At 30.9% G+C, this 17,344-nt stretch carries 16 protein-coding genes; 5 read left to right on the plus strand and 11 right to left on the minus strand.

Going from position 1 to position 17,344, the window contains the following annotated elements:
* Positions 1–28 precede the first annotated feature (28 nt).
* A complete protein-coding gene (locus GKZ86_RS25570; protein ID WP_255460045.1) occupies positions 29–160 on the plus strand; it encodes a hypothetical protein in 132 nt (43 codons plus the stop codon).
* Between the two features lie 1,021 nt (positions 161–1,181).
* Here GKZ86_RS25570 and GKZ86_RS13030 read toward each other — a convergent pair.
* The 6 genes from GKZ86_RS13030 to GKZ86_RS13055 all read right to left on the minus strand — a co-directional run bounded on the left by GKZ86_RS13030 (position 1,182) and on the right by GKZ86_RS13055 (position 6,863).
* Entirely contained in the window at positions 1,182–1,718 is a 537-nt protein-coding gene (locus GKZ86_RS13030) for a hypothetical protein (protein WP_154783542.1), read from the minus strand.
* 52 nt (positions 1,719–1,770) lie between these two features.
* Complete coding sequence (locus GKZ86_RS13035) at positions 1,771–2,748, minus strand: hypothetical protein (protein ID WP_154783543.1); 978 nt, start codon at positions 2,746–2,748, stop codon at positions 1,771–1,773.
* 8 nt (positions 2,749–2,756) lie between these two features.
* Complete coding sequence (locus tag GKZ86_RS13040; protein WP_154783544.1) at positions 2,757–4,436, minus strand: hypothetical protein; 1,680 nt, start codon at positions 4,434–4,436, stop codon at positions 2,757–2,759.
* Between the two features lie 100 nt (positions 4,437–4,536).
* Positions 4,537–4,848, minus strand: a complete 312-nt coding sequence (locus GKZ86_RS13045; RefSeq protein WP_228526526.1) for a hypothetical protein — start codon at positions 4,846–4,848, stop codon at positions 4,537–4,539.
* 18 nt (positions 4,849–4,866) lie between these two features.
* Positions 4,867–6,351 carry a GH3 auxin-responsive promoter family protein gene (locus GKZ86_RS13050; protein ID WP_154783545.1) on the minus strand — a complete coding sequence of 495 codons (1,485 nt, stop codon included), beginning with the start codon at positions 6,349–6,351 and terminating at the stop codon, positions 4,867–4,869.
* An 8-nt stretch (positions 6,352–6,359) separates the two neighbouring features.
* Positions 6,360–6,863, minus strand: coding sequence for a peptidase (locus GKZ86_RS13055; protein ID WP_154783546.1), 504 nt, complete (start codon positions 6,861–6,863; stop codon positions 6,360–6,362).
* A 197-nt stretch (positions 6,864–7,060) separates the two neighbouring features.
* Between GKZ86_RS13055 and GKZ86_RS13060 the strand changes: the two genes are divergently transcribed.
* Complete coding sequence (locus GKZ86_RS13060; protein WP_154783547.1) at positions 7,061–7,249, plus strand: twin-arginine translocase TatA/TatE family subunit; 189 nt, start codon at positions 7,061–7,063, stop codon at positions 7,247–7,249.
* 112 nt (positions 7,250–7,361) lie between these two features.
* Entirely contained in the window at positions 7,362–8,756 is a 1,395-nt protein-coding gene (locus GKZ86_RS13065; RefSeq protein WP_154783548.1) for a glycosyl hydrolase family 8, read from the plus strand.
* A 63-nt stretch (positions 8,757–8,819) separates the two neighbouring features.
* Here GKZ86_RS13065 and GKZ86_RS13070 read toward each other — a convergent pair whose 3' ends face one another.
* Complete coding sequence (locus GKZ86_RS13070) at positions 8,820–10,943, minus strand: Tex family protein (RefSeq protein WP_154783549.1); 2,124 nt, start codon at positions 10,941–10,943, stop codon at positions 8,820–8,822.
* A 117-nt stretch (positions 10,944–11,060) separates the two neighbouring features.
* Between GKZ86_RS13070 and GKZ86_RS13075 the strand changes: the two genes are divergently transcribed.
* Positions 11,061–11,330, plus strand: coding sequence for a DUF1294 domain-containing protein (locus GKZ86_RS13075; protein ID WP_154783550.1), 270 nt, complete (start codon positions 11,061–11,063; stop codon positions 11,328–11,330).
* On the opposite strand, the gene GKZ86_RS13080 is transcribed toward GKZ86_RS13075, so the two are convergent.
* The 4 genes from GKZ86_RS13080 to GKZ86_RS13095 form a co-directional block, all read right to left on the minus strand.
* On the minus strand, positions 11,313–12,455 hold the full coding sequence (locus GKZ86_RS13080) for an ATP-binding protein (RefSeq protein ID WP_154783551.1): 1,143 nt from the start codon (positions 12,453–12,455) through the stop codon (positions 11,313–11,315). The two genes, GKZ86_RS13075 and GKZ86_RS13080, sit on opposite strands and share 18 nt — an antisense overlap.
* 130 nt (positions 12,456–12,585) lie before the next feature.
* Positions 12,586–13,509: a cation diffusion facilitator family transporter gene (locus GKZ86_RS13085; protein WP_154783552.1), complete on the minus strand. Its 924-nt coding sequence runs from the start codon at positions 13,507–13,509 to the stop codon at positions 12,586–12,588.
* A gap of 8 nt (positions 13,510–13,517) precedes the next feature.
* Entirely contained in the window at positions 13,518–13,949 is a 432-nt protein-coding gene (gene rpiB / locus GKZ86_RS13090) for a ribose 5-phosphate isomerase B (RefSeq protein ID WP_154783553.1), read from the minus strand.
* Between the two features lie 780 nt (positions 13,950–14,729).
* Positions 14,730–14,963: a DUF2007 domain-containing protein gene (locus GKZ86_RS13095; RefSeq protein WP_154783554.1), complete on the minus strand. Its 234-nt coding sequence runs from the start codon at positions 14,961–14,963 to the stop codon at positions 14,730–14,732.
* Between the two features lie 198 nt (positions 14,964–15,161).
* On the opposite strand from GKZ86_RS13095, the gene rnr reads away from it, so the two are divergent.
* Positions 15,162–17,342: a ribonuclease R gene (gene rnr, locus GKZ86_RS13100; RefSeq protein WP_154783555.1), complete on the plus strand. Its 2,181-nt coding sequence runs from the start codon at positions 15,162–15,164 to the stop codon at positions 17,340–17,342.
* The last annotated feature ends 2 nt before the right edge of the window (positions 17,343–17,344 follow it).

Raw genomic sequence — 17,344 nt, forward strand, 5'->3', positions numbered from 1 at the left:
AGTAAATAATAAAATAAAGATTGTAATAATGACAATCCATAAATTGGATTTTCTTAATGTTTTTATAGATGTTTTTGCTTCAAATGCGGCACTTACAGATGATGCATATAACCTTATTATTCCTGTAAGTAAAAGCAAAATAATAATGCTTAAATATTGATCGAAAGGAAATTTGATTACTTTAAAATAATGGAGTAAAAATGTAATTGTGCATAAACAAATTGACATCATGATTCCAAATAAGAGTACTTTTATTAAGAATTTTTGAAAATCCTTTTTTACAAAATTATTCTTGAAATAAATCAACTGTTTAAACCCAATATAACTTTGAATAATAGAAAATGGCGCCAAAAAAAAAGTGCTCAAATAAAAGAAATCTCCAAACTTTTCAAATGTATATTTATGCTCTACAATAAAACGATCTGCAAAAATTATTAAGGAGAAAGAGGATATTGATATAAAAAAATGAAACGAAGATTCGAATAATTGCTTGTTGGATATCTCTGTACTAAAATTAAATTTTATCTTTTTAATGATATAAAAAAGATACGAAACAAAGCAAACTATTGTAATCGTCGAAATTATATTTAGAAATAAGTAAAAATCTGAATAGTTATAAATTAAATATATTGCTGCCAAGAAAAACATTCCTATTTTCCAACTATTTGATAAAAACTGCGATAATGTAAAGTTTGAATTTAAACGCAATATTGAAAATAAAATCGTTGATCCGATAATACTCAAACTCGAAAAAAACAAAAAAAAAGTGTTGATCTTAATTTCTTTATACCAATGTCTGAAAAGTATTGTTCCCGTTAAAGCCGAAAAAATAGTAAAAAACAGAATTAAAAAAAGTAATGGTTTTTGAGTACTTATTTGATCTTTTGTTTCAGGCTTTGAAAAACGCAAAAATACCTGCTCGGTTCCAAAAATTCCAAAAACATATATAACGGAAAAATAGGTTATAAAAATAGATAAATATCCATAAATTTCTGGGCTTAAAATTTCTTTCATAAAGATATTTGAAGCAAAAAAACTTAAAGCTCCAAACATCAATACAATTAATGATGTATGCTGAAAAAAATATTTTCGGAATAAAATTATCAATATATTTTATATTAAAAAGGTTAATTCATCATTATGAATTAACCTCTATGTTTATCTTTTATATTTGTTTCTATCTACAATTTTGTGTTTTCTATTTTTTCAATCTCAACATATATTGCAGGTTTCGTATTAAAAATTGGGTCATAATTGCCTTTCTTTTCTATAAATGAAGCCGTACCTGTTGTTGAATCAAAATTTATGAACTCGTTAGGAGTAAAATATTTTAACAAATCCTTTTGTTCAATTTTAAAAGTTCTTCCGCTGTAACTTAATCCAATAGAATTGATTTTTATCGGCTGTTGTCCTATCTTAGAGCTTATGTCAAAACGAATATCATTTGGTAAAATTCCTTCCGGAACACTAAAAGTAACTATTTGCGATTCTGGTTTTCCTTTTACGCCGTTGTAAACCGTATTTTTTTCATCAAAAAAAGCTATTGATGCATCTTTATAAAAAAGAATTAATTCATCATCTTTTTGTATGTTTAAATCAACAATTACATCAAAAGTATTTGCTTTAATTTCTTCAACTGGTGGTTGCGTTTCTTTATTTTTACAAGAAATGAAACATACAACAAGAATTAGATTTATTAAGATAGATTTATTATTCATTGTTTTAATTTTTTTGACAAATGTAATTTTTTTCATCTAATAATTAACAATATTAAACAGTCAAAATACGTGATTGTTTTCTATAAAAATCAACAAAAATTTTAACCAAAATAAATCCCAAAATAAAGATTATCGGTAAAATAAGCTTCAAATTACCTCCAAATGTTATAAATTCTTTGTTCAAAACAATACTGTTCTCTTTTATAATTTTATCAAAACCTATAAGTTCAATTTTATGATATGCTTGTTCATTAATTAATACATCTTTCGTTTTAATAATATCATTCAACTGAGTATTTTCGTTATAATAAACCAGTTTATCACTTTTAGCATTGCTATTTGTTGACTTAGAAAAATTATTCAAAACACCATCAATCTGTTTGATGATAGTATCATTTTGTTTCATTTTTAACTGAACGTTTCTATACATTTCTTTTTGTATTTTACTAAAATGATCAGATGTATTAAAATATTTCAAAAGTGGTTTAACAAGTTCATCTTCAGAAATTTTGTTTTTTGTATCCAGAACTATAGTCTGATAGGTATAATTTTTACTAGTAATATTTTCTTGGAGAACCTTTTTTATATCCCCATCTTCGGCCATCAATTTAATTAGTTCAAAATTTTCAGGTTTATTATTGATAAAATTATATACATCTGCTATAGGTTTAATTTCTATAGATTTCAGATTACTAGGTTTTTTAATTCCTAAAGTCTTTAAAAATGTTGTATCATTTTCGTTAATTTTAGAAGTAATCAGATCGATTTTAGAATACAGATAATCAGTACTACCAAAATTTGGTGCCACAATAATTTGATGTTGATATTTTTTCTGCGTTTTATCAAGAAATATTCCCAAAGCAAATCCTGCAATAATCAAAATCAAAACAATAATCCAATTCTTTACAAAGAATTGAATGCCTCTAAAAATAAAACTATTAATTCTATCCAAAAAAGCACTGATTTTTTTAGATATCTGAGCCAAATCAATTTCCTGATCTGTATTATTCTGGGGTACTTTTGTACTCATTTATGTTTTTATTTTACGTTGAAAATTTGTTCCAAAATTTTAATAGTAATCAAATATGTTGGTTTTACACCTGTTGTTCCCAATCCGCCAGAAGCCAATGTACTTCCGGTTTCCAAAGGATTATCTGAGGCATAATATGCGTAGCGAACTTTAATATCGTGCGGAACGCTTTTTCTGATTTTTGATGCTGACTGAATCGCTTTTTGATAATACGAACCTTCCATTTCAAGACCAATCACACCCCATGTCGATTCGTGAAAGAACTTCAATAAATCTCTGTTTTGTAATGATGTTCCTAAAACGGTAACCATAGCACCTTCAAAAACAGCAATGTCATTTCCTTCAAACATAGCGCCTGTTAATTCATTTTCGAAGAAATAATTATCTGCCGTTCCTTCGTTTATGTGTGCTGACGGAATCATAATATCTCCTTTTCCGCCTTCCAGAATTCCGGCTTTTCCCATTATCGAAACTGACTTAACATTCAATAAAGTGTCTTTTTTATACGGTTTCAAAAGTTCGTCAATGGTTTCATAAGCTTGTTCTCCAAAAGCATAATCCATTACAATTATAACTGGCTTTTCTTCTCCTGGTTCTGCTTTTGCGAAAGCGGTTTTCTTCCAATCGATTTGAGCAGTATCAAAAATTTGCACGTCAATGTTAGTTCCAGAAGTATCCGGCAATGAAATCATTCCGTTTTTTAAAGCCAGTTCTTCAACATGACTTCTAATTTCTTTTGCTCCGGACTTGCTTAATTCTTCATAAATAAAGAAATCTGATTTGTCTTTGAATTTTGTTTTTAACAACGGTGTTGCAAAAATAGAATTCATTACACTGTGCATGTTGGCACTTATTACGTGAATTGGTCTTTTTAAAAGATTATTTGCTTTTAAAACTTCCTTAATATTTGTTGCCCAGATTTCACCATGAATGTGGTGTCCAAGACGTTCTCTTAAAACCGGACTAAAAGTTATAGTTCGTTTATTATTATCTATTAATTCTTCGATCGCCAGTTTTCCTAACCAATAAACAACATGCAGAAAACGGTCTGGCGCATTTTCTGATCCAAAAGCATCATAGATATCTAAAACTTCCTCAAAAGTTCTTCCTAGAATATTAGCAACGTGCGAAATTGCTTTTTCTTTTTCGATTAAAGATAATTTTTTGGTTTGCGTTACTGCTTGTTCTAGTTTCATCCAATCGCGCGAAACCTCGCCGCCATCGTCTAATAAAACTCGGTTTTTAATTTTATGCGATTCGATAAAAATAAAAGTCAAATGCGTCAGAATATCATAAATGTCTGAACGTCCGCGCGTGATTTCAACATTCATTTGTTCTTCATCAATTCGGTAACAATTTCTTCTTCTTTTTGGAGGAACTATTGCCTGAAAATGTGATTTAGAATATCCTTCATCTGAAGTTAAATTAATGAATCGGCATTGCTCGATTCCTATCGGAAGACGTTCTATAACGTACAAAAGTCCGTTTAGTTCTACTTTTTCTTCACCTATATTTCCGTAAATTTCAGGGCGTAAAGCCAATAATGATTCACGCAAACTATCGCCCGAAACTCCCATTGGTTTATAAAAACCACGGTTGAATAAATGGCGCATTGTAATGTACATTTTTTCTATCGCTGCAGATGATTCCTGCGCTCTTGATCTTGATATATGTTTAGTTTCTTTCATGCTTTTTTATTTTAAAAAGATCTTCTTACGAAAGAAGATGATTTGAATTTTTCGATTAAACGAAAATGATTTTATTATTTATAATTTTCAAAATTAACTTCTACTTTTTGAAAATTTTTATTTTCTGATAATAGTAAATTATTCTCTTTATACATTCCTGATTATTGTCTGACATTATGAAAGCAAAATCCCAAATGTCTTTTGAAATGGAAAATAAACCCAGATCTGAACTAACATCCATTAAAATTTCATCATTCATCCAAAGGTCATTAATTGTATCAACTTTTGGATTTATTTCTGAAATTGAATCTAATAAATCGGTTAGAAAATATTCTTCTTCAACACCACTGAATATCTCAATTAACAAATCCTGAGATTTATATGCCGGTCTTAAATAATATTTATATTTCACAAATACACCGTTGTTTTTCTATTTCAAATTATCTGCAATATCTCTATTGTTTGATAATCTCGGAATTTTATTTTGTCCGCCTAATTTTCCCTGAGATTTCATGTATTCCTGAAATCCGTTTTTAGAAACTTTGGTTACAACTACTTTTCTTAAAACATTTCCGGTAATTAAATCGTCGTAATAAATGTTTTTCTTTCGCATTGCGTTATCAATTGCTTCTGCAAAACTTTCGATATTTTCAGGTTCACTTTCAAACTCAATAAACCATTCGTGATACGGTAATCCGCTTGACGGATTTATTTGTGGCGCAACTGTAAATTCGTTTATTACTGTTTGAGTTCCTTGCGTTGCTTCTTTCATTGCTGTTTCTACTTCGGTAGCAATAACGTGTTCGCCAAAAGCAGAAATAAAATGCTTAATTCGGCCTGAAACAATAACACGATGCGGAAACAAAGAGGTAAACTGAACGGTGTCGCCAATATTATAACCCCAAAGTCCGGCATTTGTAGAAACAATCAAAGCATAATTTACACCTAATTCTACTTCGCCAATTGTATATCTTTTTGGGTTTTCTGTAAAAAATTCATCTGTTTTAATGAACTCATAAAATATTCCTGAATTCAATAACAGCAACATTCCTTTTGCTTTTTGCGAATCCTGATACGCAAAAAATCCTTCAGAGGCCGGAAACAACTCTATGCTGTCTACCTTTTTGCCAATCATGTTTTCAAACTTAGCCCGATAAGGTTCATAATTAACGCCTCCGTAAATAAACAAATTGAAGTTTTTAAATATTTCCTTTATCTTTTTTCCATTGCTTTTTTCCTGTAATTTTTCAAAATACATTTGAACCCATGATGGAATTCCTGAGATAACGCTCATGTCCTGATCGATTGTTTCGTCGACAATAGCATTTACTTTGGTTTCCCAATCTTCAATACAATTGGTTTCCCAAGAAGGCATTCTGTTTTTTTGTAAATATTTCGGAACAAAATGCGCTGCAATACCTGAAAGTCTTCCAAATTTAATTCCGTGTTTTTCAGTCAAAATTGGGCTTCCCTGAAGAAAAATCATTTTTCCATCTACAAAATCGGCATTTCCGGTTTCATGAATATAATGTAAAATGGCATTTCTAGAAGCTTTTATATGCGTTGGCATTGATTCTTTGGTCAACGGAATATATTTTGCTCCTGATGTTGTTCCTGATGTTTTGGCAAAATAAAGTGGTTTCCCTTTCCAGAGAATATTTTCTTCGCCTAACTTAACTTTTTCAATATATGTTTTTAAATCTTCGTAATCACGAATTGGAACGTTTTTTTGAAAATCTTCAAATGTTTTTATTTTATTAAATTGATGAGCAACTCCAAACTCTGTATCTTTTGCAGTATTAATTAAACTTTTAAAAACTGCTAATTGAGTTTCTACAGGTTTATTGGCCCAAGCCTGTGTTTGGTTGTATATTTTGCGGGCAAATAACTTTGCTGCTGCTGATTTAATTGACATTTTATACGCTATTTTTTGGCACTTTTACTTTTCTTGTTCTGTTTTTTCTCGCCTGACTCCTGCTCCATTTTTGCAACTTCTTCTCTTAATTTTATTTCTTCTTCAGAAGTTTTCATATTAAGATCCGGTGTTTCTTCTGTTTCAGATAAAATAGAATCTTTATTGAATTTTGCATATTCCAGCTGACCGTTTAATACTTTTTGAATTCCTTTTATATAGGCTTCATTTTTCTTTAACGCTACTGCTAACGAATCTGATTTTATGGCTAATTCTGTTGCATTCTTTTTTAATTGTGTTGAAGAATACCCCGGAATAAATTCTCTTAATGGTGTAAAGGCAATTATGAAGGTAGTCACTAAAATTAGGAATATACCACCCAAAGAAAAAACCACAAATACATTCATTAAGGTAAGTTTGAATGAAAAAATTTCTTCAAACGTATCCACATTCAAAATTACCAATCGGTTTTTAATGAATAATTTTTTTCTTAAATTACGTTTTTTCCGTGCCATCTTGGATATTTATACTCGCAAATATAATAAAATCGTGTTGCTGATACCCGAGAAAAATGAGGGAATACACTTATTTAATGATTTTATAAAATATTTAACGCTTTATTTTAATCTAAATCTTCTTGTTGTTCGTATATTCTATATACCTTTGCAGGTACAATTAGAAATTAATTTGCTTCGGCATTAAATATACAACCATGGGAAGATTAGGTCTTACAGAAATCCTCGTAATAGTAGGTATTGTGTTATTACTTTTTGGAGGTAAAAAAATTCCAGAATTAATGAAAGGTTTAGGAAGCGGAATTAAGGAATTTAAAAACGCTGCTAAAGACGATCATACAGCGCCTGCGCCTACTGTAAAAAAAGAAGAGGAAGAAATAAAATAATCTCCTCCAACGATTAAAAATCCCAAACAACAATTGTAAGATTGTTGTTTGGGATTTTTTTTATATCTAAAAATTCTTACTTTTAGAGTCCCTAAATCAAATAAATAATAATATGAAAAACCTACTTTTCGTTAGTATTGCATTTTTGTGTCTCAAAAGTTTTGCACAAACCCAACCATTTCCTGCCAATAAGGTATACACAAATGGAATCATGGCAACCAATAAAAACAGTCTGGATGCTAAGGCCAATTACGATACCTGGAAAATCAATTTTGTTGAAAACTGTTCTAATGGACGTTATCGTATAAAATTTGACGATTCCTCTAAAACTGTATCTGAAGGAATTGGCTACGGAATGTTACTTGCTGTTTATTCTGGTGACAAAACACTGTTTGATGGACTTTGGTTGTATTACAAAGACAATGTCAATTCGAATGGCGTTATGAATTGGAAAATTAATGGCTGCTCTGGAATTGATGGAGCTAATGGCGCTACCGATGCCGAACTTGACGCCGCTTTCGCCCTTATTGTTGCCGATTATCAATGGGCAAGTGCCGGAACAATTAATTATAAAAATGATGCTAAAACACTTATTGCGGCTATAAAAGCACATGAGGTTGAAGCCAATACTTTTGTCTTAAAACCAGGCGATCAATTTGGCGGAAGCACAATCACAAATCCTTCTTATTTTTCTCCCGCTTATTACAGGGTTTTTGGAACTTTTACAAATGATGCTACTTTTTGGAATGCTGTTGCGACAAAATCATATACGATTATCAATAGCAATTTAACTCAAAATAATGCTGTTGGTGGTTTAGTGTCAGATTGGTGCATGGCGTCTGGCGCTTATTCTTCTGCCGCTGGAGGATATAATAACGGAGGAAAAACTTATACGTATGATGCAGCCAGAACTCCATGGAGAATTGCGGTAGATTATTTATGGTTTGGCAATGCCGATGCAAAAACGTATGCCAAAAAATCATCAGATTTTGTTCGTGTAACTTTGGGAGGATCTTCAAATATTAAAGATGGTTATAACCAAAATGGAACTTTAATCGGACAATGGCACAATGCTACTTTTGTTGGTGCATTTGCCTGTGCAGCAATGGCAGGCGAAAATCAAGCACATTTAGATGCCTCTTATACCGATTTAAAAAACTTAAATGAACCAAACAGTTACTTTAATCACACTTTAAAAACACTGTATTCGCTTTTATTAACAGGTAATTTTTATTTGCCTCCAACGGCGACTTTATCAAATAATGATTTTGAGTTAGAGAAGTCTACTGTTACTTTATATCCTAATCCGAGTGCGGATAAGTTTACCGTTTTTGCTCCTGAACAATCTGTAATTTCAGTAATTTCTCCGCAGGGAAAAATAATTTCTGAACAAAAAACAACTGCTGAAACCACTGAACTAAATTTAGCCAATTATTCATCAGGATTGTATTTGATAAAAATCACGAACGAAAATAAAAGTATAACCAAGAAAGTTATCTTAAAGTAATTCATAAAAACAGAAAATCCCAAATTACAATTGTAGTTTGGGATTTTTTTTATTTTTGAAGTTTTACAAAACCATCGTCAACTGAATACGTTTTCTGTCTTCATCAACCTCCGTAACCTTTACATCAACATGCTGGTGTAATTTTACTACTTCGTTTACGTCACTTACAAAACCGGCTTTCAGTTGTGAAATGTGAACCAATCCGCTTTCTTTGATTCCGATATCAACAAAGCAGCCAAAATTGGTAATGTTGTTTACTATTCCAGGTAAAATCATTCCCGTTCTTAAATCTTTAATCGATTTTACATTCGCATCAAACTCAAAAACCTTTGCCGATTTTCGTGGATCCAATCCAGGCTTTTCAAGCTCTTTAATGATGTCTTTTAATGTAAGTAAACCAATTTCAGGCGTAATATAGTTTTCGGCCTTAATAAGAGCCGTTTTGTCTTTATTTGCAATTAAGTCATTTACCGAAAGTTTTAAATCTTTCGCCATTTTCTCTACAACCGGATAAGCTTCAGGATGAACCGCAGAATTATCCAACGGATTTTTTGCATTCGAAATTCGGATAAAAGCCGCACCCTGTTGATAAGCCTTCTCGCCTAGGCGAGGCACTTTTTTTAGCTGTTTTCTGTCCTCAAATGGACCGTTTTCTGAACGATATTGTACAATGTTTTCAGCGAGCTTCTCTCCTATTCCACTCACATAACTTAGTAAATGTTTACTTGCCGTGTTAATGTTAATTCCAACCGAGTTCACGCAGCGAATTACCGTATTATCCAATTCTTCTTTTAGTTTTGTTTGATCAACGTCATGCTGATATTGGCCCACGCCGATCGCTTTCGGGTCAATTTTTACCAATTCGGCCAAAGGATCTGAAAGTCTTCGCCCGATAGAAACTGATCCTCGAACCGTAACATCATAATTAGGAAATTCTTCCCTCGCAATTTTTGATGCTGAATAAACCGAAGCCCCAGCCTCAGAAACAATAAAAACCTGCAGCGGTTTGTCGAACGCGATTTTTTTTATGAAAAATTCCGTTTCTCTGGAAGCCGTTCCATTTCCAATAGAAATAGCATCAATCTGATACGCATTTACCATCGAACGGATTTTTTTGATCGCCATTGCTTCTTCGTTTTGTGGCGCGTGCGGATAAATGGTTTCGTTATACAACAAATCTCCTTTTTCATCTAAACAAACCACTTTACAACCACTTCTAAATCCTGGATCGATTGCCAAAATGCGTTTCTCTCCCAAAGGCGGCGCCAATAATAACTGACCTAAATTATTCGCAAAAACCTGAATCGAGTTTGCATCTGCTTTGGCTTTGGCTTCTTGTAAAGTCTCATTTCCAATCGCCGGATTCAATAATCGTTTATAACTGTCTTCAATTGCTAATTGCAAATGTGCCGTTGTACTATTTTGCTTTTTAATGATAATTTCATCAATAACATCATAAGCTTCATCGATATCAACATCAACTTTCATTTTTACAAAACCTTCGTTTTCTGCACGAAGCATTGCTAATAAACGGTGCGAAGGCGCTTTTGTCAAAGGTTCTTCCCAATCAAAATACTGACTGAATTTTTGAGCTCCTTCTTCTTCACTTTTCTTTTTTACGACTTTAGTTCCAATTGTCGCTTTTCTATTAAATAGTCTACGCAATTGTTTACGAACATAAATATTCTCGTTAATCCATTCAGCAACAATATCGCGCGCACCTTGCATTGCAGCTTCTTCATTAATAACATTTTCATTAATATATTGAGTCGAAATAAAATCGACATCAACATCATTTTCAGACATGATAATTTTCGCCAAAGGTTCTAAACCAAATTCGCGCGCCACATCTGCTTTTGTTTTTTTCTTCTTTTTATAAGGAAGATAAAAATCCTCTATCTCTTGTAAATCAAAACTTTGCTCGATTTTTTGTTTCAATTCCGGCGTAAGTGATTTTTGTTCTTCAATTGATTTAAGAACAGCTTCTTTACGTTTTACAATTGTTTCGTATTCTTTTTGAAGTTTTGCAATCTGTTCGATTTGTACTTCATCCAGATTTCCTGTCGTATCTTTTCGGTAACGGGAAATAAATGGAATAGTACAATCTTCTTCTAACAATTGTACTGTTTTTTGAATGTTAATCGCTGCTGTTTGAACAGACTTGGCAATGAATTGAATATTAGTCATATTTAAAATATAATAATTTCGTGTTTCTAAAAATGATATAATTTACTTGTTAAAACATAACTGCAAATTTATAAATCATTCCGCTAAAATAATATCTTTGTTTTTAATTTTACGCCTATGAAAATTTTATTCTTGTATTTTTTAATTGTAAATAGTCTCGCCTTCATCATAGCTGGATATGACAAATATTTAGCTATTAAAAATAAATATCGAATTCCCGAAAATACACTTTTTGCATTCGCTGCCTTTGGTGGTTCTGTTGGCTTATTATTAGCGATGTTGCTTTTTAGACATAAAACGAGTAAATCGTCTTTTATTGCAAAATTTTCGGTAATTTTTTTAATTCAGATTGTTTTGGTAATTGCCCGGTTAAATGATAAAATCTAAATAATTGCTTTTATTAATAACCATGAAATTAGCTTCGGGATATGCTTTTGCAAATGCCGTTGGAATTTTTACTTTTTTATTTTCATTCCATTTAAATTCAAAACCTTCAAGCTTATCTGCTATTTCTTCTAACCAATCCATTTCTTGTTGATCGTAAGTCCTCCAAAAATAATTATTGGATTTTATCTTCTGATAATTTTGTTTTTTAATTCGTTCATACGCTAAATAATTTTCCCATAAATCTCCAACATCGTTTCTTGAATCTAGTGAATTAAAATTATTAATAATAGCGTTTCTAATTCCATTATCATAAAAATACCACCTACTTGATTTTACAATTTCTTTGCGCAAATTTCTACTAAAACCTTCAACTTTAAAAAGGATAAATACTTTTGAAAGCAAATCAAGATAGTTTGAAACTGTATTTTTTGATAATTGCAATTGATTGGCTAATTCTTGTACAGAAACCTCTTTGCCAATTTGATATGCGACTAATCGCAACAAATCGTAAATTTTATCTGCATGTTTTATACCTTCAAAAACTAAAATATCTTTCAATAAATAGGAATTGATTATTTCAAAAAGATAATCTTTTTTTTCTTCCCAACTTTCATATTGAATTAATTCAGGATATCCTCCAAAAAGCAACCTTTCTTCTAAATTTTCAATTGTCTGTTTATAATTTTCAATTGATGAAAATTCCATTTGTGCCAATGGAAACAAATAAAGAGTATTTTTTCTACCAACTAACGGCTCGCCCAATTTATTACTCAAATCAAACATAGATGAACCTGTCGCAATAACTTTAATATTATCTATTGTGTCTACAATTAATTTAAGAATTAGACCAATTTCAGGAATATTTTGAGCTTCGTCAATGACTAATAAATCAATGCCAGTTAAAAGTCTTTTATAATTATTAACAGAACGTTCTTTCAGTAAGTTTATATCATTAATATCTTCACCATTAAGTTGTAAATAATTTTCAGATGGAATATCAGATAAATAATTTTTAATTAACTCTGTTTTGCCTACACGACGGGCTCCTAGTAAAATTAATACTTTATTGGGTTGAACTTTCTTTTTAAATTCCTGAATTACAGATCTTTTTAAATAATTTTTCATTCTAATTGGCTTAAAATTAGAATACAAATATAATTAAAAAACGTTAATTCAGTCAGTAAGTTGACTGAATTAACATTAATTCAGTCAGTGTGTTGATCAAATTAACGTTAATTCAGTCAGTGAAAAAAAATTATTCATCCTGAGCGATATAATCTTTACTGCAAGTTTTGCCAAAATCTGGCTGAATGGTACAATGGCTGATATGAAATTCATGAAACAAAACTTCTTCAATTTCAGCAACAATTTTATTGAATTCTGAAATCGAAATGTTTTCCCTACAATCTAAATGCGCTTCAAAGTGAAGTTCGTTATCATTTAAATGCCAAAGATGAATATGATACAAACGATGATTTCCGGTTACTTTATGAATTTTTTCGGCTATTTCTTCAATGTTTAAATCTTCAGGAGTAAAAAGCAACAGCATTTTTGTAGACGATTTTAATAAATCAAAACTCATGAAAATCAAGTAAATCGCAATACCCAAAGTAATGACACTATCGACCCAAAACCACTGAAAATATTTCATTAAAAATCCACCGGCCAAAACAGCCACAGACGCCATCATATCTGTAAAAAGGTGCAAATAAGCAGAACGCATATTTAAGTTATGATCTGCATCTTTTTTTATAATCAAAGCCGAAAATCCGTTAAAGGCAATTCCTAAAATGGATAACCAAATAACAAGATTAGAACTGATAACAACAGGTTCTGAAAATCGAACAATTGCTTCATAAATCAAGAAAATGGCAACTATAATTAAAGTTGCCGCATTTATAAATGCGGCAAGAAGTTCGGCCCGTTTATAACCAAACGTACTCGAAGAGTTCGGTTTTTTTTTCGCCAATTTATGTGCCACATAACTTAAAATCAAAGAAATAACATCGCTAAAATTATGCAATGCATCAGATAATAAAGATAAACTTCCCGATATAAATCCGCCAATAATCTGTGCAACAGTAATACCAATATTCAAAACAATCGAAATTGATAAATTCTTGCCTGTTACTTCATGTGAATGTCCGTGATGATGACTATGATTATGGTTGTGGCCCATTTTTTATTTTATTGACAAGCGATTTTGTTCACTCTGTTTTGGTGCCTTCCACCTTCAAATTCGGTAGTTAAAAAAGTTTCAACAATTTCTACCGCTTGCGGAATCGATGTAAAACGCGCCGGAATACTCACAATATTAGCATCGTTGTGTAAACGGGTTAAATAAGCGATTTCTTTAGTCCAGCATAAACCAGCTCTCACTTTTGGATGTTTGTTAACCGTCATTGCAATTCCGTTTCCGCTTCCGCAGATAACAATTCCAAAATCAGCTTTTCCTTCAGAAACATCATTCGCAACAGGATGTCCAAAATCAGGATAATCTACTGAGTCTTCAGAATCTGTTCCGTAATTTGTTACTTCATATCCTTTTGCTTTAAGCATTGCAACAATTGCTTTTTTATAATCCGGTCCAGCGTGGTCATTTCCAATCGAAATTTTCATTTTAAATACTATTAAGTTGTGTATTGCAAATTTAGCCAAAGAATTTCGAAGTAAATCTATTTGAAAAGAAAAGTTCGCCACGAATTTCTCTAATTTGCACTAATTTTTTCTTTTTAAATTTCTAAAACACAATTTAACATATCAATATAATTCGTGTATATTCGTGAAATTCGTGGCGAAAAACTTTTAATATATAACGCTCTTCATATCAAAACCTTATATGTTATTAACAATTTTAATATCGTATAATAGTCTGATAATCAATAGAGAATGTTTTAAGTAATTGTTAAAATTTTAGAATGTTAATACCAAAACCTAATTCGTTGATATTCAGTTAACTTTAAATTAACAAATAATGTTAATAAGTTAAGATAGAAATTTAGAAGTTTTTTTTGGTGGTGTCGAAAAAAAACCTAATCCAAAACCGGAATGAAAAAACCTAATAAACTTTCATGAATTTTTAGAAAAGTTATCAATATCAAAAATGCCATTTTCAACAAAATTCGAGTTATCAAGTTATCTACAAAATGAATTCATTTTTGGTTGTTAACCGTTGTTAATTAAAATTCAAAAAAGCTTAAAAATTAATCCTTTAACAAAATATAACTATGTTGATAACTCTATATAAGTAAGCAAAACTTCATTTCAATACTTTTAAAAATAAATTTATTCGACATATTAACAAGCTATAATAACCATCAAAAATTAATTAAATTTAAAATTTCTTTTTTGTTGTATTTAATATATGTTGACAACTTTGAAATTGAAAAAAAGATTGATTCAAACAATTTTGAGAGGATTATTAAGATTGTCAAGAATTTCCTGAACTCGTTCGAAATCGTTTGGATGAATTCTCAATTTGATTCCGCCAAGTGCAGTCGTGTAGAATGGAACGACAGAAAGTGTCATTTCGTTTTCAAAATAATAAGGAATTTGTTCTTGTTCGAGTAAATGTTTCAGAACTATGGTTTCGTGCTGATAATTGAATACTGCAATGGTTTTAAAGCTTTCCATAAAGCGTCTTTTCGTAAAGATACGAAATGAGGATTACTAAAAATTTGTAGTTAGCACTAATTTGAATATGCAAATTACAATTGACCTTTGAAAATCAATAAATAGTTGCTTTTGAAAGTTATATTTTTAATAATTTATTTGTTAAAATCTATAATCTGGTATCTTATTTGTAATTTTAACTTTTTAAGAAAAAGATTTATGAGTAAGAAAATTAGAAAGCCGATAAAAAAAGAGAGTGATTTCTCCAGTAAAATAGTAAAAATTTTATCGCAAAGTCCTAATAAAGCATTCAATTATAAACAGATAGGAGCAAAGCTTGAACTTGATGATACAAAAAGCAGAAACCAGATTATAAAAGATTTAAAAATTTTGGCTGCTTCAAAAAAAATTATTGAAACTGAACCTGGAAAATATTTAGTAAAAGCAGAAAGCCAGGATTATTATGAAGGAACAATTGATATGACCAGTAGAAAAACGGCATATTTTATTTGTCCTGATTTTACAGAAGATGTTTTTATTCCGACCAATAATTTGAATCGTGCATTGGATAAAGACAAAGTAAAAGTTTACGTTTATAACAGAAGAAAAGGAAAAAGACCTGAAGGTGAAGTAATTGAAGTTATAGAAAGAAGTAAAACTGATTTTGTTGGAGTTATTGATATTCAGGCAAATTTTGCTTTTGTATCAACGGCAAATCCTAAAATGTATACCGATATTTTTATTCCAAAGGATAAAATTGGAGAAGCAGAAAATGGTGATGTTGTTTTAGTTACGATAGAAGATTGGCCAAAAAGAGCCGATAGTCCGTTTGGATCAGTAGTTAAAGTTTTAGGAAAACCAGGAGAACACGATACTGAAATTCATGCTATTTTGGCTGAATACGGTTTACCATCAGATTTTCCGGTAGAAGTAGAGGTTTATGCACAAAAAATAGATACTTCGATTCAGGAATCTGAGATTGCAAAACGTCGTGATATGCGTGATACACTTACGTTTACGATAGATCCAAAAGATGCAAAAGATTTTGATGATGCTTTGTCTTTCAAAAAGTTAGAGAATGGAAATTACGAAATTGGAATTCATATTGCCGATGTTTCTTATTATTTAGAAGAAGGAACAATCTTAGATGATGAAGCATATCAACGAGCAACTTCGGTTTATTTAGTCGATAGAGTAGTACCAATGCTTCCGGAAGTTTTATCTAATTTTGCCTGTTCGCTGCGTCCGAATGAAGAGAAATATACATTCTCAGCCATTTTTGAAGTTTCAGAAAATGCACAAGTTATTAACCAATGGTTTGGTAGAACAGTAATTTATTCAGATCAGCGATTTGCTTATGAAGAAGCTCAGTATATCATTGAAACAAAAGATAGTAAAATTCCCGTTGATGTTTCTATTACCGGAGAATCTTATACCGTTTCTGATGAAATAACAAATGCTACTTTAAAATTAGATGAATTAGCCAAGATTTTAAGAAAGAAGAGGATGGCAAATGGTGCTATTTCTTTTGATAAAGTAGAAGTAAAATTTAATCTTGATGCCGATGGTGAACCGGAAGGAGTTTACTTTAAAGTTTCAAAAGATGCCAATCATTTGATTGAAGAATTCATGCTTTTAGCCAATAGAAAAGTGGCTGAATACATTGGAAAACAAAAGAAAACATTTGTTTACAGGATTCACGATGAACCAAATGAAGACAAATTAATTGCAATGCAAACCGTAATTGCTAAATTTGGTTATAAAATAGATTTCCGTAACAAAGGCGATATTTCTAAGTCTTTGAATGCATTGATGGAAGAAGTAAATGGTAAAAAAGAACAAAACTTAATTGATACTCTTGCGATTAGAAGTATGAGTAAAGCCAAATATTCTACAGATAATATTGGTCATTATGGTTTAGCTTTTGATTATTACAGCCATTTTACTTCGCCAATTCGTCGTTATCCTGACGTTATGGTACACCGTTTGCTGCAATATTATTTAGATAATGGTGCTTCTGTAGATGATGAAGTTTACGAAACAAAATGTTTGCATTGTTCTAATATGGAAAGTTTAGCGACTAATGCTGAACGTGATAGTATTAAATATATGCAGGTTAAATACATGCAGGATCATCAGGATGAAGAATTTCTTGGTGTTATTTCAGGAGTTACAGAATGGGGAATTTATGTTGAAATTGTTTCTAACAAATGCGAAGGAATGGTAAGAATCAGAGAAATAAAAGATGATTATTATACTTTCGATGAAAAGCAATATGCTTTGGTAGGAGCAACTTCAAATAGTATTTTACAATTAGGAGATGAAATCTACGTTAAGGTAAAAAATGCAGATTTAGTTAAAAAACAACTTGATTTTCATTTTTTAAGAAGAGCAGAATAATA

Source organism: Flavobacterium sp. LC2016-13 (assembly GCF_009707955.1).
Taxonomy (GTDB): domain Bacteria; phylum Bacteroidota; class Bacteroidia; order Flavobacteriales; family Flavobacteriaceae; genus Flavobacterium.